Genomic DNA, 18,605 nt, shown 5'->3' with positions numbered 1-18,605 from the left:
GGTGATCGGTCTGTTGCTGGGCTTGCTGGCCGCCGGCGCGGCCGCGGCCTTGCTGCGCGGGCGCTTCGCGCGGGAGGGGCGGATCTGCGGGCGCAGCAGGAGATGTCGCGCCTGCAATTGGAAGAGTGTAGGCAGCGGGAACGGGCCGCGCTGGCGCAAGTGCAGCAACAGGGGCAGCAACTGGGCGATGTTCAGACCCAGTTGGGCGCCTATGTGGCGCGCGCGCAGCGCGTGCCGGAGCTGGAGCGGCAGGCGCAGGAGCGGGAGAGGCAGCTGGAGCTGCTGCAGGCGGAACTGCGTCGCCTTGGCGCGCAGCTGGCCGCCAGCGAGGAGCAGGGCAAGATGCTAGCCGTTTTGCAGGGGCGCGCGCAGACGCAGGGCGAGGAAATCACCCGGCTCACCGCGCGCGAGCAGGAGCTGGCGACCTTGCTGGAGCAGGAGCGCGGCCAGAACGCCGAAAAGCTGGCCTTGTTGACCGAGGCGCGCGAAAGCATGGCGGGGCAGTTCAAGGCCTTGGCCGGCGACATCCTGGAAGAGAAGGCCAAGCGCTTCACCGAGCAGAACCAGCAGAACCTCGGCCATCTGCTCGGGCCCTTGCAGCAGCGGCTGCAGGATTTCGGCAAGCTGGTGCAGGACAGTTATGAAAAAGACAGCCAAGGGCGCTTGTCGCTGGAGGCGGAGCTCAAGCGCCTGCAAGAACTCAACAGCCGGCTGGGCGACGACGCCATCGCGCTGACCAGGGCCTTGACCGGCGCCAGCAGCAAGGCGCAGGGCTCCTGGGGCGAGATGGTGCTGGAACGGGTGCTGGAAACCTCCGGCCTGCACAAGGACCGCGAATACCGGGTGCAAGTGTTCGACGTGGTGGCCGGCGAGGACGGCAACCGCCGCTACCAGCCCGACGTGGTGATAGACCTGCCGGAAGGCAAGCAGCTGGTGGTGGATTCCAAAGTGTCCTTGAACGCCTATGTGCGCTACACCGCCGCCGAGGACGAGGCCGAGCGCGCGGCGGAAATGAAGGCGCATGTCGCGGCCATCCGCAACCACATCCGCACCTTGTCGGAGAAGCGCTATCAGGACCTGTACCGCTTGAACACCCTGGACTTCGTGTTCATGTTCATCCCGGTGGAGCCGGCCTATCTGCTGGCGGTGCAGCAGGACATGAGCTTGTTCAACGAGGCCTTCGAGCGCCGCATCATGATCGTCGGCCCCAGCACCCTGCTGGCGACGCTGCGCACCGTGGCCAGCATCTGGCGCTACGAATACCAGAACCAGAACGCCCAGGAGATCGCGCGCCAGGGCGGGGCGATGTACGACAAATTCGTCGGCTTCGCCGCCAATCTGGAAAAGCTGGGCAAGCAGCTGGACGTGGCGCGCGACAGCTTCGGCGACGCGATGAAGCAGCTGTCCAGCGGCCGCGGCAACCTGGTCGCCAGCGCCGAGCGCCTGCGCAAGCTGGGGGTGCGCAATAACAAGCAATTACAGCAGCATCTTAAACTGGGCGCGGCGGAAGACGAGGGCGCGGAAGGGGCGGAAGAGCCCGGTCCGGACTGACGGAAGTCCGTTGGAGATGACCGTTTCGTGATAGAATACGAGCTGTCATTACCTATGCTGGCCGCCCTGCGGCGGGCGCGTGAATGCACCCGCAATCGCAGCGCGGCCTGTTCATCCTTACGAATCAAGAAACTATGACCGATAACCAGTTCGCCAAGGAAACCATCCCCATCAGCCTCGAAGAGGAGATGCGCCGCTCTTATCTGGATTACGCGATGAGCGTGATCGTGGGCCGCGCCTTGCCTGATGTGCGCGATGGCCTGAAGCCGGTGCACCGTCGGGTGCTGTACGCCATGCACGAGCTGTCCAACGACTGGAACCGCGCGTACAAGAAATCGGCGCGTATCGTTGGCGACGTGATCGGTAAATACCACCCGCACGGCGATAGCGCGGTATACGACACCATCGTGCGTCTGGCGCAGGATTTTTCGCTGCGCTACCCCTTGGTGGATGGTCAGGGCAACTTCGGTTCGGTGGACGGCGACAACGCCGCCGCGATGCGGTACACCGAGATCCGCATGGCGCGCATCGCCCATGAGCTGCTGGCCGACATCGAGAAGGAAACCGTGGACTTCGGTCCCAACTACGACGGTTCCGAGCACGAGCCGCTGATTCTGCCGGCCAAGATCCCCAATCTGCTGATCAACGGTTCCTCCGGCATCGCCGTGGGCATGGCCACCAATATTCCGCCTCACAATCTGAACGAGGTGGTGGACGCCTGCCTGGCCTTGCTGGCCAACAGCGAGCTGACCATTGACGAGCTGATCGACATCATTCCGGCGCCGGACTTCCCCACCGCGGGCATCATCTACGGCACCGCCGGCGTCAAGGAAGGCTACCGCACCGGCCGCGGCCGCGTGATCATGCGCGCGCGCGTCCATTTCGAAGACATCGGCAAGGGCGACCGCCAGGCCATCATCGTCGACGAGATCCCGTACCAGGTGAACAAGGCGCGGCTGCTGGAACGCATCGGCGAACTGGTGCGCGACAAGCAGATTGAAGGCATTTCCGACCTGCGCGACGAGTCCGACAAGTCCGGCATGCGCGTGGTGATCGAGCTCAAGCGCGGCGAAATGCCGGAAGTGGTGCTCAACCACCTGTACAAGCTGACCCAGCTGCAAGACAGCTTCGGCATCAATATGGTGGCGCTGGTGGACGGCCAGCCGCGCTTGCTGAACCTGAAGCAGATCCTGGTGGAATTCCTGCGTCACCGCCGCGAAGTGGTGACCCGTCGCACCATCTTCGAACTGCGCAAGGCGCGCGAACGCGGCCACATCCTGGAAGGCCTGGCCGTCGCGCTGTCCAACGTCGACGAAATCATCGCGCTGATCAAGGCGTCTGAAACCCCGCCGCAAGCCAAGATCGCGCTGATGGAGCGCGAATGGCGTTCGCCGCTGGTGGAGGAAATGCTGTCCCGCGTGGATCAGGACAAGGCGCGCCCGGACGGGCTGGCGGAAGAGTTCGGCCTCAAGGCCAGCGGCTACCGCCTGTCCGACGCCCAGGCCCAGGCCATCCTGGAGATGCGCCTGCAGCGCCTGACCGGTCTGGAGCAGGACAAGATCGTCGCCGAATACCGCGACATCATGGCGGTGATCCTGGACCTCCTGGACATCCTGGCCAAGCCGGAGCGCATCAACCAGATCATCAGCGAAGAACTGACCGCCATCCGCGCCCAGTTCGGCGACGCGCGCCGTTCCGAGATCGAGCCTTTCGGCGGCGACATCAATATCGAGGACCTGATCACCCCGCAGGACATGGTGGTGACCATTTCCCATACCGGCTACATCAAGGCCCAGCCGATCGACGACTACAGCGCCCAGCGGCGCGGCGGCCGCGGCAAGCAGGCGGCGGCCACCAAGGACGACGATTTCATCGACACCTTGTTCGTGGCCAATACCCACGACTTCGTGCTGTGCTTCTCCAGCCGCGGCCGTTGCTACTGGCGCAAGGTTTACGATCTGCCGCAGGGCGGCCGTCAGAGCCGCGGCAAGCCCATGGTCAACGTGCTGCCGCTGGAAGAGGGCGAGAAGATCAACGCGCTGCTGCCGGTCAAGGAATTCCGCGACGACCAGTACGTGTTCATGGCCACCGCCGACGGCACCGTGAAGAAGACGCCGCTGCGCGCCTTCTCCAAGCCGCGCGCGGCCGGCATCATCGCCATCAATCTGGACGAAGGCAATTATCTGATCGGCGTGGCGCTGACCTGCGGCAAGAGCGTGGCCGGCCAGGGCGACGAGGATGACGAGGCCATCGTAGAAGAAGACATCGTGGTTGAAGGCGAGCTGATCGAGGACGGCCTGCCGGTCGAGGGCGATCAAGTGATGCTGTTCTCCGACGCCGGCAAATCGGTGCGCTTCAGCGAAAGCCAGGTGCGGCCGATGGGACGCACTTCCAGAGGCGTGCGCGGCATGAAGCTGGGCGAAGGCCAGAAGCTGATCTCCCTGCTGGTGACCAACTCCGAAGACCAGATGGTGCTGACCGCCAGCAACGGCGGCTACGGCAAACGCACCCGCACCGGCGACTTCCGCCTGACCAGCCGCGGCACCCAGGGCGTGATCGCCATGGACCTGACCGACAAGACCGGCTTCAAGCTGGTGGCCGCCAGCCTGGTGGAGGAAACCGACGACGTGATGCTGATCACCACCGGCGGCGTGCTGATCCGCACCAAGGTGGCCGAAGTGCGCGAAACCGGCCGTTCCGCCCAGGGCGTGCGCCTGATCAATCTGGACGAAGGCGAGCAGCTGATCGGCCTGGAGAAAGTGGCCGAGGGCGATAGCGACGACGAGGCGGACGCGCTGGAAGGCGAAGACGGCGTCGAAGCCGCCGATGAGGGCGGCGAGGCATGATTCCGACGCCGGCCAATCCCGAAGTGCTGGAGGCGATGAGCCAGCTTTTCGTCTCCTTTCCGCACTGTCGCGCCCTGGGTTTCCAGTACATCGGCACCGAGGGGCGCCGGCCCACTCTGAAAGTGGACTGGCGCGAGGACTTGGTCGGCAATCCGGTCACCGGCATCCTGCACGGCGGGGTGATCACCTCGCTGGTGGACACCTGCAGCGCGGTGTCGGTGACGGCGCATCTGCCGGAGATGGAAACCATCGCCACGCTGGATCTGCGCATCGACTACCTGAAGGCGGCCACGCCGGGCAAGCCCATCTTCTGCCGGGCGGAATGTTATCGCCTGGCCAGCCAGATCGCCTTTACCCGCGCCGTGTGCTACCACGAATCGCCCAGCGATCCGATCGCCCACGGCGTGGCCACCTTCATGCGCGAATCCAGCCGCACGCCGATGTTGCCGGAGGCCGCCGCATGAGCCGCTTCATGGAACGTTTCAACGCGCTGCGCGATCAAAAAGCCTATGCGCTCATCGTGGAAGAGCTGCCCTACATCAAGTTGATGGGGTGGAGCTGGGCGAGGACGAGGCCGGCGAGCTGTTGTTTCAGCTGCCCTTTGCCGAGCGCAACGTCGGCAACACCGCCTTGCCGGCGCTGCACGGCGGGCTGATCGGCGGCTTTCTGGAAAGCTCGGCGATGCTGCACCTGATGTGGAACCGGGAATCGCTGGAAACGCCGAAAATCGTCGATTTCTCGCTGGACTATCTGCGTCCGGGCCGGCCGCAAACCCTGTACGCCAAGTGCGAGATCACCAAGCAGGGCAAGCGGGTGGCCAATGTGCTGATCGAAGCCTGGCAAGAAGACCGGCGAAAGCCGGTTGCCGTGGCGAGAGCCCACTTCCTGCTCAGTCAGTAAGCTATAACAAAGGCCCGGCGCTTAGCGATCGGGCCTTGTCGCATACCAAGGCCCGAAAGTTCGCCGGTGCGGGCGCCAAGGGCCGTCAACGCAAATAGAGGATGAACATGGCCAAAGTGTACAACTTCTCCGCCGGCCCCGCCGTGCTGCCGCACCAGGTGCTGGCCGAAGCGCAAAGCGAAATGCTGGACTGGCACGGCTCCGGCATGTGCGTGATGGAAATGAGCCATCGCGGCAAGGAGTTCATGGAGATCATCCATGACGCCGAGCACGATCTGCGCGAGCTGATGGGCATTCCCGCCAACTACAAAGTGCTGTTCCTGCAAGGCGGCGCCTCGCTGCAGTTTTCCCAGGTGCCGCTGAATCTGCTGGGCGAGCGCGACAGCGTGGACATTGTCAACACCGGCCACTGGTCCAAGCTGGCGATCAAGGAAACGCGCCGCTACGCTAAGGTGAACGTGGCGGCCAGCAGCGAAGACCGCAATTTCGCCTACGTGCCGGACGAAGCCGGCTGGCAGCGCGATCCCAAGGCGGCCTATCTGCATTACACCTCCAACGAGACCATAGGCGGCCTGCAATTCCCCTTCGTGCCGCAAAGCCTGCCGGACGTGCCGCTGGTCTGCGACATGTCCTCGGACTTCCTGTCGCGGGAAGTGGATGTCAGCCAGTTCGGCCTGATCTACGCCGGCGCGCAGAAAAACATCGGCCCGTCCGGCCTGGTGGTGCTGATCGTGCGCGAAGACCTGCTGGGCAAGGCGCGGGCCGATCTGCCCACCATGCTCAACTACCAGGTGCACGCCGACGCCGATTCCATGTACAACACGCCGCCCACCTTCCCGATCTACATCTCCGGCCTGGTGTTCAAATGGCTGAAGGAGCAGGGCGGCGTCAAATCCATCGCCACCCGCAACGAGGAAAAGGCCGGCTTGCTCAATCATGTGATCGAGTCCAGCGGCGGCTTCTACCACACTCATATCGACGCGCCGTTCCGCTCGCGGATGAACGTGGTGTTCCGCTTGAAGGAAGAAGCGCTGGAGGAGACCTTTTTGCTGGAAGCGCGCAAGAACGGCCTGATCCAGCTGAAAGGACACCGCGCGGTGGGCGGCATCCGCGCCTCCATCTACAACGCGATGCCGATCGAGGGCGTCAAATCGCTGGCCAACTTTATGCAGGACTTCGCCCGCATGCACGGCTGAGCCGTCGCGCACGCCTTCCAGCCCGCCGTCAGGCGGGCTTTTTCATGGCGGAGGCGAACGAAGCCGCCGCGCCGCGGTCTATCCCCGGTCGCCGCCGAATGGCCGGCGGCCGGCAGCCAAGAACAGGAGTGAAATGATGAAATCCGCCGTATTCGCCGTACTGGCCCTGAGCAGCGCGGCCGCGCTGGCCAAACCGCTGACCTTGCCGGAGATCCCGGCCGGACAGCGCCAGATCGTCAACTACGTCTGCGCCGACGGCGCCAAGCTGACGGTCAAGTATTACAACGTCAAGAACGGCCAGAGCTTCGCCGTATTGCCGATCAAGGGCAAGACCATGCTGCTGAGCAATGTGCTGTCCGGTTCCGGCGCAAAATACGCGGCCGAGCAATACAGCTGGTGGACCAAGGGGCCGGAAGGCTCGCTGCGCGACGAAATCGCCGACAAGGCCTTGCTGGAAGACTGCAAGGAAAGCCGCCGCTAAGGGCCGGGCCTCCGACGCGCGGCAGATTGTAAACAGGTTCTAAGGCGCCGCGTCGGCGTCGGACGCCGCCGCCCGCGCGGCGTCCAGTTCCGGGCGCAGCAGAAACTCGCGCAGCGGCATCGGCCGCGCAAACAGATAGCCTTGCAGCCAGCCCACGTCCAGGCGGGTCAGGTAGGCGCGCTGGGCCTCGGTTTCCACCCCTTCCGCCACGATTTCCAGTTTCAATTTGTGCGCCAGTTCCGCCACGCTGTCGACAATGTGGCTGGACGGCGCGTCCGCGCCTATGCTGGCGGTGAAGCTCTTGTCTATCTTGATGCCGTCCAGCGGCAGCTGTTGCAGATAGACCAGGCTGGAATGGCCGGTGCCGAAATCGTCTATCGCGATCTTCACCCCCAGCTCGCGCAGCCGCGCCAGCCGCGCGCAGGCCTCCGGCGTGGGCTCCACCATCTCTCTTTCCGTCAGCTCCAGCACCAGATTCAGCCCCCCGGGCGGGAAGTGGGCGAGAAATTGCCGGCAGTCCCCCAGCAAGACGTCGTCGCGCAGATGAGCGGCGGTGATGTTGATGCCCAGGTGAAATTGAGGCGGCAGCCGGCTCCGTCCCAGGGTCCGCGCCAGTTGGCGCATCATCTGCCGCGTCATCGGCACGATCATGCCGCAATCCTCGGCGCGCGGAATGAACAGGTCCGGCCGGATCAGGCCGTCGCGCGGATGGCGCCAGCGCATCAGCGCCTCCGCGCCTTGCCAGCCCAGCCCGTCCGAGCGCACCACCGGTTGCAAAAAGGGCTCGAACTCGCCGTTGTCCAGCGCGCGCTGCAATTCCACGGTGGGCGAGGCCGGCCGGTTCAGCTGCCAGCGCAGCGCGGCGGCCAGCACCAGGCCCAGGGCCGCCATGCTGAGAAACACCAGCTCGTAGCTGTTGGCCATCTGGCGGTACAGGTCGCGGTGGTTGAAGCCGCTGATCACGGCATAGGGGTGGCGGGGGAGGCGCGTTCTATGGTGAGCAGATCGAAGGACGGGCTGGGGTTGAGGTGCACCGCGTGGTCCGGCCCTATCCAGTGCGGACCTACGCGCATATAGACCGGACTGTAGTCGCTGGCCATGTCCAGGCTGAACTGCAGATGCACGCCGTCGATGGCGATGTAGATGGCCGTCGGACCCGCTTGCTTGCGGTAGATGATCAAGGGCCGGTCCGGCGTCAGCTCGTTGCCGGACATCAGGCGCAGTTCGGTGGCCGACCGCGGCGTGTCCGGCGGCGAAATCTGCCGGTGGTAGACGCCGAACAGCGAGGAGCAATAGAGAATGCCGTCGCGTTCCAGGGTGACGCTGCGGATGAAGGGCACGATGGTGACTTGTTTGCGCAGCGCCTGTTCAATCCGCGAACACGGCTGGCCGGTCAGCGGGGCGACGGTGACGGTGGCCTGCTCCGCGTAGTCCAGCATCAGATCCAGCATGTTTTCCGCCTGGCTCGTCTGCAGGGTGGCCTGCTGCCGCAGCCGGTTGCTCTCCTGCCAGTAAACGATGGGGGTGATCACGGCCAGCGGCAGGAGCGCGGCGACGCCGATCAACAGCCAGCGGCTGATGCGGGCGGGCAGGGTGAGGCGGCGGGACATCATGGCGCGGATGCGGAAGTCGGCATGGTTCATGATATACGAGGGCCACCGCCGTTGCCGGGCCGGCTAGCGCTCCGCCGCTTCCGGCTGCGACAGGTAGACCAGGCTGAGCAGGATGAAGCCGATGAAGGCGTAGGCCTTCATCTGGCCGTTCCACTGGCTGGCCCACATCGCGAAGTATTCTCCGCCTATCACCGCGAAGCCGGTGTACCAGACCAGCAGCGCCGGAACGCAGCCCAGCGTGAACAGCGTCTTGCCGCGCAGATAGGCGTCCTCGCGTCCGCATAGCGCGCCGCGCAGCATGGCGCCGCCGCCCCAGGCGCAGATCAGGCCGAACAGCAGCTCGCCGGCGATGATGGCCAGATAGGCGGCCTGCTGCAAGCCGGGATCGGTGATGGCTCGGCTTTTCAGCGCGTGGCCGTTAAACCAGGGTTCCATGCCGTCCATGGCCAGCACATGGCGGACGAACTGCCAATTGCTGTCGTAGTCCAGCATATTGCCGCTGGCCGCCAGCAGGCCGAACAGGGCGATGGAGAGCGCGAGCAGGCTTTTCAGGCCTTGCTGGGCGCGGCGCAAAGAGGGCAGATGCATGGGATTTCCTTATCGTGAGGGATGGGGCGATTGTGCCAGCGCGGCAAGACGCTGGGAATGGCCGGCGCCGGCATAAAAAAACCCCGCGCAAGCGGGGTTGGGACGGCTTTGGACGCACTGGCTTAGAACCAGCGGCCGTAGCGTTTGATGTAAAGGGTTTTGACGATCTGGGTCAGCGTCATATAGCCCATCATGGTCGCCAGCAACCACCAGAAGTAGCTGGGGTCCAGCTTGATGAAGCCGATGCTGTCCGCCAGCGGCGAGAACGGCAGGTAGCAGCCGATGGCGATGGCCACCGAGGTGGACAGCAGGACCGGCAACGAGGCGGTGCTTTGCAGGAAGGGGATCTTGCGCGTGCGCAGCATGTGCACCACCAGGGTCTGCGACACCAGGCCTTCGATGAACCAGCCGGAGTGCATGATGCTGGCGCCGCCGTCGCTGACGCCATGAGCCAGGCCGGCGTAGTAGGCCGCGCCGGCGCCGAACACCGTCCACATCAGCGTGTAGGTGGTGATGTCGAACACCGAGGAGGTGGGGCCCAGCCACAGCATGAAGCGCTTGATGTTGTTGGCTTCCCACTTGCGCGGCTTCTTCAGGAACTCCGGATCCATCTTGTCCCAGGGCAATACCATCTGCGATACGTCGTAGACCAGGTTCTGGATCAAGAGGTGCATCGCCAGCATCGGCTCCCAAGGCAGCCAGGCCGAGGCCACCAGCACCGAGAACACATTGCCGAAATTGGAGCTGGCGGTCATGTTCAGGTACTTGAGGATGTTGCCGAAGGTTTCCCGGCCCTTGATCACGCCTTCTTCCAGCACCATCAGGCTCTTTTCCAGCAGGATGATGTCGGCGGTTTCCTTGGCGATGTCCGCGCCGCTGTCCACCGAGATGCCGACGTCGGCGTCGCGCAGCGCCGGCGCGTCGTTGATGCCGTCGCCCAGGAAGCCCACGGTGTGGCCGTTGGCCTGCAGGGCCTTGACCACGCGGGACTTCTGCAGCGGAGTCAGCTTGGCGAAGATGGTGGTGTGTTTGACCGCGCTGCACAGCGCCACGTCGTCCATCGCCTCGATGTCCTTGCCGATCAAGGGCACGCCGGGGCTGAGGCCGACGTCGCGGCACACTTTGGCGGTGATGATGGGATTGTCGCCGGTCAGCACCTTGACCGCCACGCCGTATTCCTTCAGCGCGCGGATGGCCGGCGCCGCGGAGTCCTTGGGCGGATCCAGGAAGGTCAGGAAGCCGCGCACCACCAGCTGGGCCTCGTCATTGGTCTTGTAGTTGCGCTTGGCTTCTTCGGCGGGGATGTCGCGGGTGGCGACCAGCAGCACGCGGTAGCCTTCGGCGTTGTAGTCCTGGCTGCGCTTGAGCAGGGCGGCGCGCTCCTCGGCGGTCAGCGGCTTGATCTGCGAACCGTCCTGAACATGGCTGGAGACGGCCAGCATTTCCTCCACCGCGCCTTTGGAGATCATCAACTGGCGGCCGCGCTGGTTTTCCACGATCACGGACAGGCGGCGGCGTACGAAATCGAACGGCATTTCGTCCACCTTGTTATAGCCGTCCGGCTTGACCCGGCTGCCCAGTTCGTCCGCGTGCTCCACCACGGCAATATCCATCAGGTTCTTCATGCCGCTCTGGTGGAAGCTGTTCAGCCAAGCCAGTTGCAGCACGCCTTCGTCTTTGAGCCCATGGATATTGTAATGGTGTTCCAGGATGATCTTGTCCTGGGTCAGGGTGCCGGTCTTGTCGGTGCACAGCACGTCCATCGCGCCGAAGTTCTGCACCGAGTTCAGCCGCTTGACCACCACCTTGCGCCGCGCCATCGCCACCGCGCCCTTGGCCAGGTTGGCGGACACGATCATCGGCAGCATTTCCGGGGTCAGACCCACGGCCACCGCCAGCGCGAAGGTGAGGGCGGACATCCAGTCGCCCTTGGTCAGGCCGTTGATCATGAACACCACCGGCACCATCACCAGCATGAAGCGGATCAGCAGCCAGGATACGCTGTTGACGCCGCGGTCAAAGCTGGTTTCCACGCGCTTGTGGCTGACCACGCTGCGCGCCAGCGAACCGAAATAGGTGTCGGTGCCGGTGGCCACCACGATGGCGGACGCCTTGCCGCTGACCACATTGGTGCCCATGAAGCAGACATTGGGCAGGTCCAGCAGATCGGCGTCGCCCTTGGCCTGGCCGTTGGCGGATTTCTCGGCCACCGCGCCCAGGGTGTCGTACTTCTCCACCGGCAGCGCTTCGCCGGTCAACACCGCCTGGCTGATGAACAGATCGCGGGATTCGATCAGCTTGATGTCGGCCGGAATCATGTCGCCGGCCTGCAGATGGACGATGTCGCCCACCACCAGCTCGCTCATCGCGATTTCCTGGCGGATCGGGCTGCTGCCGTTGGCCGGGCGCCGCTGCGCGGTGGCGGTGTTGCGCACCAGCGATTTCAGCTTTTCCGCCGCCTTGGCGGAGCGGAATTCCTGCCAGAAACGCAGCAGGCCGCTGATGCCGACCATGGTCAGCAGGATGATGATGCCGGTCCATTCCTCGTCGCCGGGGCTGGCGAAATAGACATCGGTGAAATAGCTGATGGCGGCCAGCACCATCAGCACCACGACAAAGGGATTCTTGAACGCTTGCGCCAGCTGGATCAGCGGGTGCGGAGCCTTGTCGTGGGCCACCTCGTTGGGTCCGAACTGGGCGTAGCGCTGATGCGCCTCCGCCATGGTCAGACCGTCCTGGTGGCCGCGCACGCGTTGCAAGGTTTCTTCCACGGAGCTTTCGGCTTCCTGTACCGCGCGGATAACCGGTTTTTCCTGTTTTGCGCCTGGGGTGGCGACATAGCCTTTCAGCTTGTGTCGGCTGCTAGTGTGTTTCGTCATTGTTTCGTCTCCTGCGCGCCTGTTTCGCGCAGAGCGGTCGGGCCTGTGTTCAGGCCGGCCTGGTGTCTGGCGGACGCAGCACGGCGGGTGTTGCGGATGTTCCGGGTTGTTGTTTTGCGCCCGCCTGCGTTGTTGTCGGTGTGTGCAGGGCGGGCGGTAGCGGGTAACTGTCGTCGGTCATGGTGTTTCCTTCGTGTGGGCTTGAAGCCCGCGCCGCCGCGGCTGGGCGGCGCGGGAGGGTGAATCAGGATTGGGCCAGCGGACGGACTCCGGCGGACCACTCGGGCCGGACCTGGCCGGGCAGGATGTCCAGCCGGACCCGGGCCAGCGGCAGGTTGCCGAGCCGCTGCATGACGGCTTCCAGGAAATGCATGGAGGCGTCGCCGCGGGAACGGAACTCGGTGGCCAGCATCCAGTTGGCCGGCGCGCCGGAGGCGTGGCATTCGCCGGCCAGCAGGGTTTCGTTCCAGCTGGACACTTTCAGCCCGTGGCCTTGGGCGGCGGCGCGGATTTCCCGGCGCGCGGCCTTGACCGCTTGCGTGGGGCAGATGACCGACAGTTGATAGCGCTGCGGCCGGATGTTGTGGCGGATGATGTCGTTCATGGCGATCTCCTTGCGATCCGGCTTCCGTCGCGTGCGGACGTGCCGGCCCCTGCCTGGCGGCATGCGATGACAGGGTTGTTTTTGACGGTGGCGAGGCGCGCGGGCCTATCCCGCCGCCGTCAGGCGGAGGAGATCAGGCGGTGCGGGCGGCCTCGGGTCTGCAAGATCGGGGTTCCGGTTCTTCAGACATGGCTGGCCTTTCTTGGCGGTGGGGTTGAACTCAATGGACGCTCAGGCGCTGGCCGCCCAGCGACGGGGCGTGGCCCGCGTCTCCGGCTTGCGGCGTCCCCAGCGGACGCGGTGAATCTCCGGCATCTTGCTCAGGCGCAGCGCCATTTCATTGAAGGCGCGGCGCAGGGCGACCGGGCAATCCAGGCGCACGCTCAGGCAGGCTTGTCCGGAGGCGGCGGCCGGGGTGATGGCGACGTGGGTCGCCGCCAGGCCCAGGGTGTGCATTTCCCAGAATAGTTGTTTGCGCAGCGCGGTAATGACCGGGATGTCGCAAATCACATTCAGGTGGCAGCTGGTTTCGTCTTGGCGTTTGCTTGGATTGCGCGCGAGATAATTGAATAACCAAGCCAGTTTATTGTGGCGCATATTTCACTCCCTCATTTTCATTTTGAAAATGCGACGGACAGCATTATTCCCTTTCTGTGTTTTATAGACGCAGAAATAAAAATAATTTAATGGTCGATTGCGATGGTCGGCGGCGGCTAATTGGCCGGTCCCGTTGTCGCAATAAGGGAGGGGCTCAGATCAGCAATTCGCCAAGGGCCGGCGCGGTCGCGGTTCAGGGTCTTCTATCAACATCGGAACCTCCTGCTGGCTGGCAGCGTTTGCGTTTAGTAGGATCGCGCGGACATGGCCGCGCGCGGGAAGTCGGGGTGGGTTCAGTGCGCCAAATGGGCCCGTTGGGCCAGCAAAAAGGCGCGGTTGGGCACGCGCGGGCGCTGCGCGTGGCGCGCCCAGTGAACCCGGTTGACCTGGGGCAGCTGGCAAAAATGCGCGGCTAGCTGGTTCAGGCAACGGCTGGCCACGTCCGGACAGGCGAAGAGCACGCTCAGACAGGCCAGGTCGTTGTCGCCGGCGGTCAGGGCGATGCGTTCCACCTCCAGACCGCGGGCGTGCAATTGCTTGGCCGCTTGCACGCGCAGCATGGTCAGGTCCGCATGGACGCAAAAAATGTTCAACTGGTAAACGGCGGCCGGGGCGGTGGTTTTGCCTGGGCGCAGCAGGGCTGCCAGTTTAGTGATCAAGCGCATGATGATTCCTCCCATTGGCGATGCAAGGAGGACGCGACGAAATCCGAAGGCAAACGCCGTCAAAGGGAATCCGTGCGCAATCAGGCGGCAAGCCGCCTGCGCGGCGCGAATCTGGGGATGTCTGAAAAGCTTGGCCGTTCGGCCTGGGTCCGGCTCGCACTGGGCCGCGCGCTAGGCGGGTCGCTGATATGCGTTGTTGCCGAATTTTAGACACCACACCCTGTCATTGCAGGATGTGGCAGAGAAAAGGTTCTGCTAAATCCTGCAAGACGGCGTTGCGATACAAGATCGACTACTTCCGTCGTTGTCCACGATGAACCTTTGCAGTATTTGAGATGCCCGGATTATAGGGGGCTTTACGAGGATAGGCAATCCTGAATCAAACTTTTTTACATTTTTGTGTGCGGCGCAACACTAAATAAGCCATGGGCATGGGGTGGAATGAAAAACGGTGTCGCATTGCCTGAAGCCGGGTCTTCATGCGGTGGATATTCGCCGTTTATTAATATAAGAAACGGTTCAAAGTCTCGCGAGCCAGAGCAAGACAAGGCGAAAACGAGCGTAAGAGCGGAGTTGCTCGTGGCGCATGAGCCTGTTGAGCTCGCACTCACCCTGCAAGGCTTCACGAAGCGCGGCAGACTTGGAGCCGGTTTTAGCAGGAATCAATCGTCGCCGTAAGCGTAAGGCCCGCCTTTTTCCAGCGCGGCCCGATAGGCCGGCCGCGCATGGACGCGGCGCAGGAAGTCCAGCGCATGCGGATGTTCCCGATTCAGATAACCGCGCGCGCGCGCGGCTTCCAGCGGAAAACTCATCTGGATGTCGGCGGCGCTGAAGACGGGGCCGGCGAACCAGCCGTGGCGGGCCAGGCAGCGGTCGGCATGGCTGAGCAGCGCGTCCAGCTGCGGTTGCAGATAGGCGCGGCGGACGCCGGCGGCCAGTTTGCGCGCCAGCGGCCGCAGCAGCCAAGGGACCGGCGGCCGGTCCAGCCGCGAGAACACCAGGCTCATCACCAAGGGCGGCATCAGCGAGCCTTCGGCGTGGTGCAGCCAGAACAGGTAATCGCTGTGCTCCGGCGCGCCGGCGGCGGGCTTGAGCCGGCCTGAGCCGTAGGTGTCCACCAGGTAGTCGACGATGGCGCCGGATTCGGCCAGGGTCAGCTCGCCGTCGCTGATCACCGGGGACTTGCCCAGAGGGTGCACCGCCTTGAGTTCCGGCGGGGCGAGCAGGGTGAGCGGGTCGCGCTGGTAGTGCTGAATGCGGTAGTGCAGGTTCAGCTCCTCCAGCAGCCAGAGCACGCGTTGCGAGCGGGAATTGTTCAAGTGGTGGACGGTGATCATGGGCGGGTTCTTCCATTGCGCCGGAGCGCGCTAGATGGGCAGCCGGCTGCCGGCCTTGACTTCGCGCAGCGCCAGGCTGGAGTGGATGGAGTGCAGGCCCGGGGTGCGGCGCAGCACGGTTTCGATGAAGTCGCTGTACGCGTCCAGATTGGGCGCGACCACTTGCAGCAGATAGTCGGCGTCACCGGTGATCTTGTGGCAGGACAGCACCTCCGGGCGCTCCCGCATCCGGTCTTCAAAACGATTGGGCGCGTCGTCGGCGTGCTGGCCGAAGCTGAGCCGGACAAAGGCCAGCACATCATAGCCCAGCTTGCGGCGGTCCAGATTGGCCTGGTAGTCCTTGATGTAGCCGGCTTCCTCCAGCCGCTTCAGCCGCCGCCAGCAGGGGGTGACACTGAGGGACAGCCGTTCGGCCAACTTGGGATTGGACATCGCTCCGTCCTGCTGCAGCAAGCGTAACAGAGTCAGATCCGTATCATCCAGCGGAGTTTTGAGTCTATTCATGCTCAATAATCGCTTTCAATATTGCTTTCTTGCTCCAGATTAGCGCCGAAGGCGGGGCAAAAGCAAAACTATTCCAGCGGCCGCGGCGCATACTGGGGCCTTGCCTTATTCAAGCGAGAAACGAGGAGGGACGGCGATGTTGACGATTTACAGCGACGCGCACCATCTGCACCATGGTTGCGAGTTGAAAGACGGGGTCTTGATGCCCTGTTTTGAGCAGCCGGGGCGCGCCGACACCATCTTGGCGCGAGTGAGGGCGACGGGGCTGGGCCCGGTGGCCGCGCCGAGCGAATACGACAGCGAACGTTACGCCCGCGTGCACAGCCGGCGCTATGTACGTTTTCTGGAACGGGCCTGGGACGAATGGACCGCTACCGGCCGCAGTCATGACGCCTTGCCGCTGATCTGGCCGGTGCGCGATCTGCGCGGCGACATCGAACCCGAATTCATCGACGGCAAGCTGGGTTTTTACGCGATGGACGCCGGGGTGGCGATCACCGCCGGCACCTGGAGGGCGGCGCGTGCCAGCGCCGACGTGGCCTTGACCGGCATGGACGCCTTGCTGGCGGGAGAGAAAAGCGCCTTCGCGCTGTGCCGCCCGCCCGGCCACCACGCGGCCGCCGAGTATATGGGCGGCTACTGCTATCTGAACAACGCGGCGATCGCGGCGCAGTCCTGCCTGGACGGCGGCGCGGCCAAGGTGGCCTTGCTGGACGTGGACTACCATCACGGCAACGGCGGGCAGAGCATTTTTTACGAGCGCGACGATGTGATGTTTCTGTCCTTGCACGGCGATCCCAAATCTTCCTACCCGTATTTTTCCGGCCATCGCGACGAGCGGGGGCGGGGCGCCGGCCTGGGCTTCAATCACAATTACCCGCTGCCGCACGGCACCGGCTGGCTGGCCTACGGCGAAGCCTTGCGCCACGCTTGCGGGCAAATAGCCGCTTATGCGCCGGACGCGCTGGTGGTGTCGCTGGGCGTGGACACCTTCAAGGATGATCCGATCAGCCAGTTCCGCCTGGAGAGCGAAGACTTCCTGCGCCTGGGCGCATGCATCGCCGAGCTGGGCCTGCCGACGCTGTTCGTGATGGAGGGCGGTTATATGGTGGACGATATCGGCGTCAACGCGGTGAATGTGTTGACGGGCTTCCAGGCGGGCGGCGTAGGCGTTTGACCTGGGTCAGCCCGGCGGCGAATAAATCGCCGGGCCGCCTGCCGGCAAGCCGAACTTGTGAAAAAAATGTAAAAAGCATAGAGTGGCGGGTGTAAAATTGCTTACACCCGACAACTTCAGAGTTATTTCTCATGAAAAGCGGCCATCCCGACTCCGCAGATCGAAGTCCCAGCGCGTTTTATCAGCATTTTTCGCCCAACCTGCCCCTGGCGGGCAAACGCCATGTCAAATGGCGGCTCAGCGCCCGACAGGAGGAAGTCTTGTTGCATGCGGCGTTGATCGCCTGTATCGCGCTGGTGGGGCTGTTCGCCTATCTACGTCACTAAGCGCCCGTTCCAAGGAATCCATTCAAAGTCCGCCGCGCTTCGTGAGGCGTGGCGTGGCGCGGCGAGCGCCGGCGTTCGGCATGCTCGCGCGCCCCTCGTACATTCCGCTTCTTCAGCCGCAACGCCTTGTCTAGCTTTAGCTAGCGAGATCGTAAACACGTTCCAAGGCCCGCCGGCAAAGCCTTATCCTGCGTTGCGCAGCGCGAGGCGGGGCGGATTTTGAACGGCTTCTAAGCCGGCTGCGCCTGTTCCGCGAGATCGATTTCGCGTCGCAGCTGTTTCAGCGTCGGCGTCACGATGGCGATGAAGCTGGCCTCGCGCAGCCGGCGCTGCGCCGAATGCGACAGCAGAAAGCCGGCCGCGCCGGCGTGCAGCTGAGCCGACATCGCCGCGCGAAGACACAATTCGCCCACCGCGGCGCGCAAGCGCAGCACGCTCAAGGGTTGAACCTGGCCCGCCTCGGCCTGAGGCGCCAGCGTTTTCGCCTCGCGCCACAAACCGGCCAGTTCGGCCGCCAGATCCTGATACGAGTGGTCCAGCCAGCGATTCTGCTCGCCGTCGCGCAGATTGGCTTCCTGGATGTCGTCCAGGCAGCCTTGCACAATGCCCAGGCCCGCCGCCGCCTGCGCCAGCACGAAGCCGGGGCGGACGCGCCGTATGAAGGCGGCGAAGTCGGCCGGTTCCGCCGCCACTCGCTCGGCGGGCACCAACACCTTGTCCAGCCTCACGCTCAACGTGCGGGTGCCGGCCATGCCGGCGGTGGGCGGCCCGTCGCAGAGCCGTACCCCCGGCGCGTCGCAATCGGCGACGAAGACCAGCTTGCCGCCGTCCGAGGCGGCCGCCGCCGCGGCGAACACATGGCCGCCGCCGATATTGGACACCCAGGGCAGATCGCCGGATATCCGGTACCCGCTGGGGCAAGGTTCGGCATGCAGCCGCAGCGGCTCAAGGCCGGCCAGGTGCTTGATGGCGTTGGACAGGCCGGGGCCGCCCAGGCGCCGGCCCGCGGCCAGTTCCGTCATCAGCGATCTCAGCTCCGCCCGCGGCGCCGCGTGGCGCAGCAGCCATACGCTGGCGCTCTGGCACCAGGCTAGAAAGGCGGTGCTGCCGCAAACCGCGCCGACTTCGGCGATGGCCGCCATTGCCGCGGCCAGGCCCGGCCCGTCGCCGGCTTCCGTCGGCAACAGGGCCGCGTAGGCGCCGTCTTCGCCCAGGCCGCGCAATATCTCCTCCGGATAATGTCCTTGCTGGTCGATGGCGGCGGCCAGCGGCGACAGTTGCAGGCGGACGCGTTGGTCTACGCGGCGGAGCAGGGCGAGGGATTCGGCTTGGTGCATGGCG

General features: G+C 64.4%; 18 protein-coding genes. 8 read left to right on the top strand and 10 right to left on the bottom strand.

The window, feature by feature from the left end; all coding sequences use genetic code 11:
• The first annotated feature begins 102 nt into the window (after positions 1–102).
• The 6 genes from rmuC (at position 103) to HQN78_RS07180 (ending at position 6,974) form a co-directional block, all read left to right on the top strand.
• Positions 103–1,551 (top strand): DNA recombination protein RmuC, encoded by a 1,449-nt coding sequence (gene rmuC, locus HQN78_RS07205; protein WP_235088781.1) that lies wholly within the window; start codon positions 103–105, stop codon positions 1,549–1,551.
• Positions 1,552–1,685: 134 nt separating this feature from the next.
• Positions 1,686–4,397, top strand: coding sequence for a DNA gyrase subunit A (gyrA, locus tag HQN78_RS07200; protein WP_235088780.1), 2,712 nt, complete (start codon positions 1,686–1,688; stop codon positions 4,395–4,397).
• Entirely contained in the window at positions 4,394–4,861 is a 468-nt protein-coding gene (locus HQN78_RS07195) for a PaaI family thioesterase (protein WP_235088779.1), read from the top strand. Before gyrA ends, HQN78_RS07195 begins: the two co-directional genes overlap by 4 nt.
• An 88-nt stretch (positions 4,862–4,949) precedes the next feature.
• On the top strand, positions 4,950–5,297 hold the full coding sequence (locus HQN78_RS07190; protein WP_235088778.1) for a PaaI family thioesterase: 348 nt from the start codon (positions 4,950–4,952) through the stop codon (positions 5,295–5,297).
• A gap of 107 nt (positions 5,298–5,404) precedes the next feature.
• Positions 5,405–6,493, top strand: coding sequence for a 3-phosphoserine/phosphohydroxythreonine transaminase (serC, locus tag HQN78_RS07185; protein WP_107801767.1), 1,089 nt, complete (start codon positions 5,405–5,407; stop codon positions 6,491–6,493).
• A 136-nt stretch (positions 6,494–6,629) separates the two neighbouring features.
• Positions 6,630–6,974: an MliC family protein gene (locus HQN78_RS07180; protein ID WP_235088777.1), complete on the top strand. Its 345-nt coding sequence runs from the start codon at positions 6,630–6,632 to the stop codon at positions 6,972–6,974.
• A 39-nt stretch (positions 6,975–7,013) separates the two neighbouring features.
• Here HQN78_RS07180 and HQN78_RS07175 read toward each other — a convergent pair whose 3' ends face one another.
• The 9 genes from HQN78_RS07175 to HQN78_RS07135 all read right to left on the bottom strand — a co-directional run bounded on the left by HQN78_RS07175 (position 7,014) and on the right by HQN78_RS07135 (position 15,761).
• Positions 7,014–7,937: an EAL domain-containing protein gene (locus HQN78_RS07175; RefSeq protein ID WP_235088775.1), complete on the bottom strand. Its 924-nt coding sequence runs from the start codon at positions 7,935–7,937 to the stop codon at positions 7,014–7,016.
• A complete protein-coding gene (locus HQN78_RS07170; RefSeq protein WP_235088773.1) occupies positions 7,934–8,617 on the bottom strand; it encodes a CSS-motif domain-containing protein in 684 nt (227 codons plus the stop codon). Before HQN78_RS07170 ends, HQN78_RS07175 begins: the two co-directional genes overlap by 4 nt.
• 33 nt (positions 8,618–8,650) lie before the next feature.
• Positions 8,651–9,175, bottom strand: coding sequence for a DUF2165 family protein (locus HQN78_RS07165; protein ID WP_107799185.1), 525 nt, complete (start codon positions 9,173–9,175; stop codon positions 8,651–8,653).
• A gap of 122 nt (positions 9,176–9,297) precedes the next feature.
• Entirely contained in the window at positions 9,298–12,054 is a 2,757-nt protein-coding gene (gene mgtA, locus HQN78_RS07160; RefSeq protein WP_235088772.1) for a magnesium-translocating P-type ATPase, read from the bottom strand.
• A 244-nt stretch (positions 12,055–12,298) separates the two neighbouring features.
• On the bottom strand, positions 12,299–12,658 hold the full coding sequence (locus HQN78_RS07155) for a hypothetical protein (protein ID WP_107799183.1): 360 nt from the start codon (positions 12,656–12,658) through the stop codon (positions 12,299–12,301).
• 231 nt (positions 12,659–12,889) lie between these two features.
• Positions 12,890–13,255, bottom strand: a complete 366-nt coding sequence (locus tag HQN78_RS07150; RefSeq protein ID WP_107799182.1) for a hypothetical protein — start codon at positions 13,253–13,255, stop codon at positions 12,890–12,892.
• A 293-nt stretch (positions 13,256–13,548) separates the two neighbouring features.
• Positions 13,549–13,920, bottom strand: a complete 372-nt coding sequence (locus HQN78_RS07145; protein ID WP_048414716.1) for a hypothetical protein — start codon at positions 13,918–13,920, stop codon at positions 13,549–13,551.
• 662 nt (positions 13,921–14,582) lie between these two features.
• On the bottom strand, positions 14,583–15,257 hold the full coding sequence (locus HQN78_RS07140) for a glutathione S-transferase family protein (protein ID WP_235088771.1): 675 nt from the start codon (positions 15,255–15,257) through the stop codon (positions 14,583–14,585).
• Positions 15,258–15,287: 30 nt separating this feature from the next.
• Positions 15,288–15,761, bottom strand: a complete 474-nt coding sequence (locus HQN78_RS07135; protein ID WP_227108254.1) for an Lrp/AsnC family transcriptional regulator — start codon at positions 15,759–15,761, stop codon at positions 15,288–15,290.
• Positions 15,762–15,897: 136 nt separating this feature from the next.
• Between HQN78_RS07135 and HQN78_RS07130 the strand changes: the two genes are divergently transcribed.
• Together HQN78_RS07130 and HQN78_RS07125 are read left to right on the top strand one after the other, a co-directional pair.
• Positions 15,898–16,938: a histone deacetylase family protein gene (locus HQN78_RS07130; protein ID WP_235088769.1), complete on the top strand. Its 1,041-nt coding sequence runs from the start codon at positions 15,898–15,900 to the stop codon at positions 16,936–16,938.
• Positions 16,939–17,069: 131 nt separating this feature from the next.
• Positions 17,070–17,264: a hypothetical protein gene (locus tag HQN78_RS07125; RefSeq protein WP_107799178.1), complete on the top strand. Its 195-nt coding sequence runs from the start codon at positions 17,070–17,072 to the stop codon at positions 17,262–17,264.
• Between the two features lie 230 nt (positions 17,265–17,494).
• Here HQN78_RS07125 and HQN78_RS07120 read toward each other — a convergent pair whose 3' ends face one another.
• On the bottom strand, positions 17,495–18,601 hold the full coding sequence (locus HQN78_RS07120; RefSeq protein ID WP_235088768.1) for an acyl-CoA dehydrogenase family protein: 1,107 nt from the start codon (positions 18,599–18,601) through the stop codon (positions 17,495–17,497).
• Positions 18,602–18,605: the final 4 nt, after the last annotated feature.

Source organism: Chromobacterium sp. Beijing, assembly GCF_021496765.1.
Lineage (GTDB): Bacteria > Pseudomonadota > Gammaproteobacteria > Burkholderiales > Chromobacteriaceae > Chromobacterium.
This window is presented reverse-complemented; position numbering and strand designations above follow the sequence as displayed.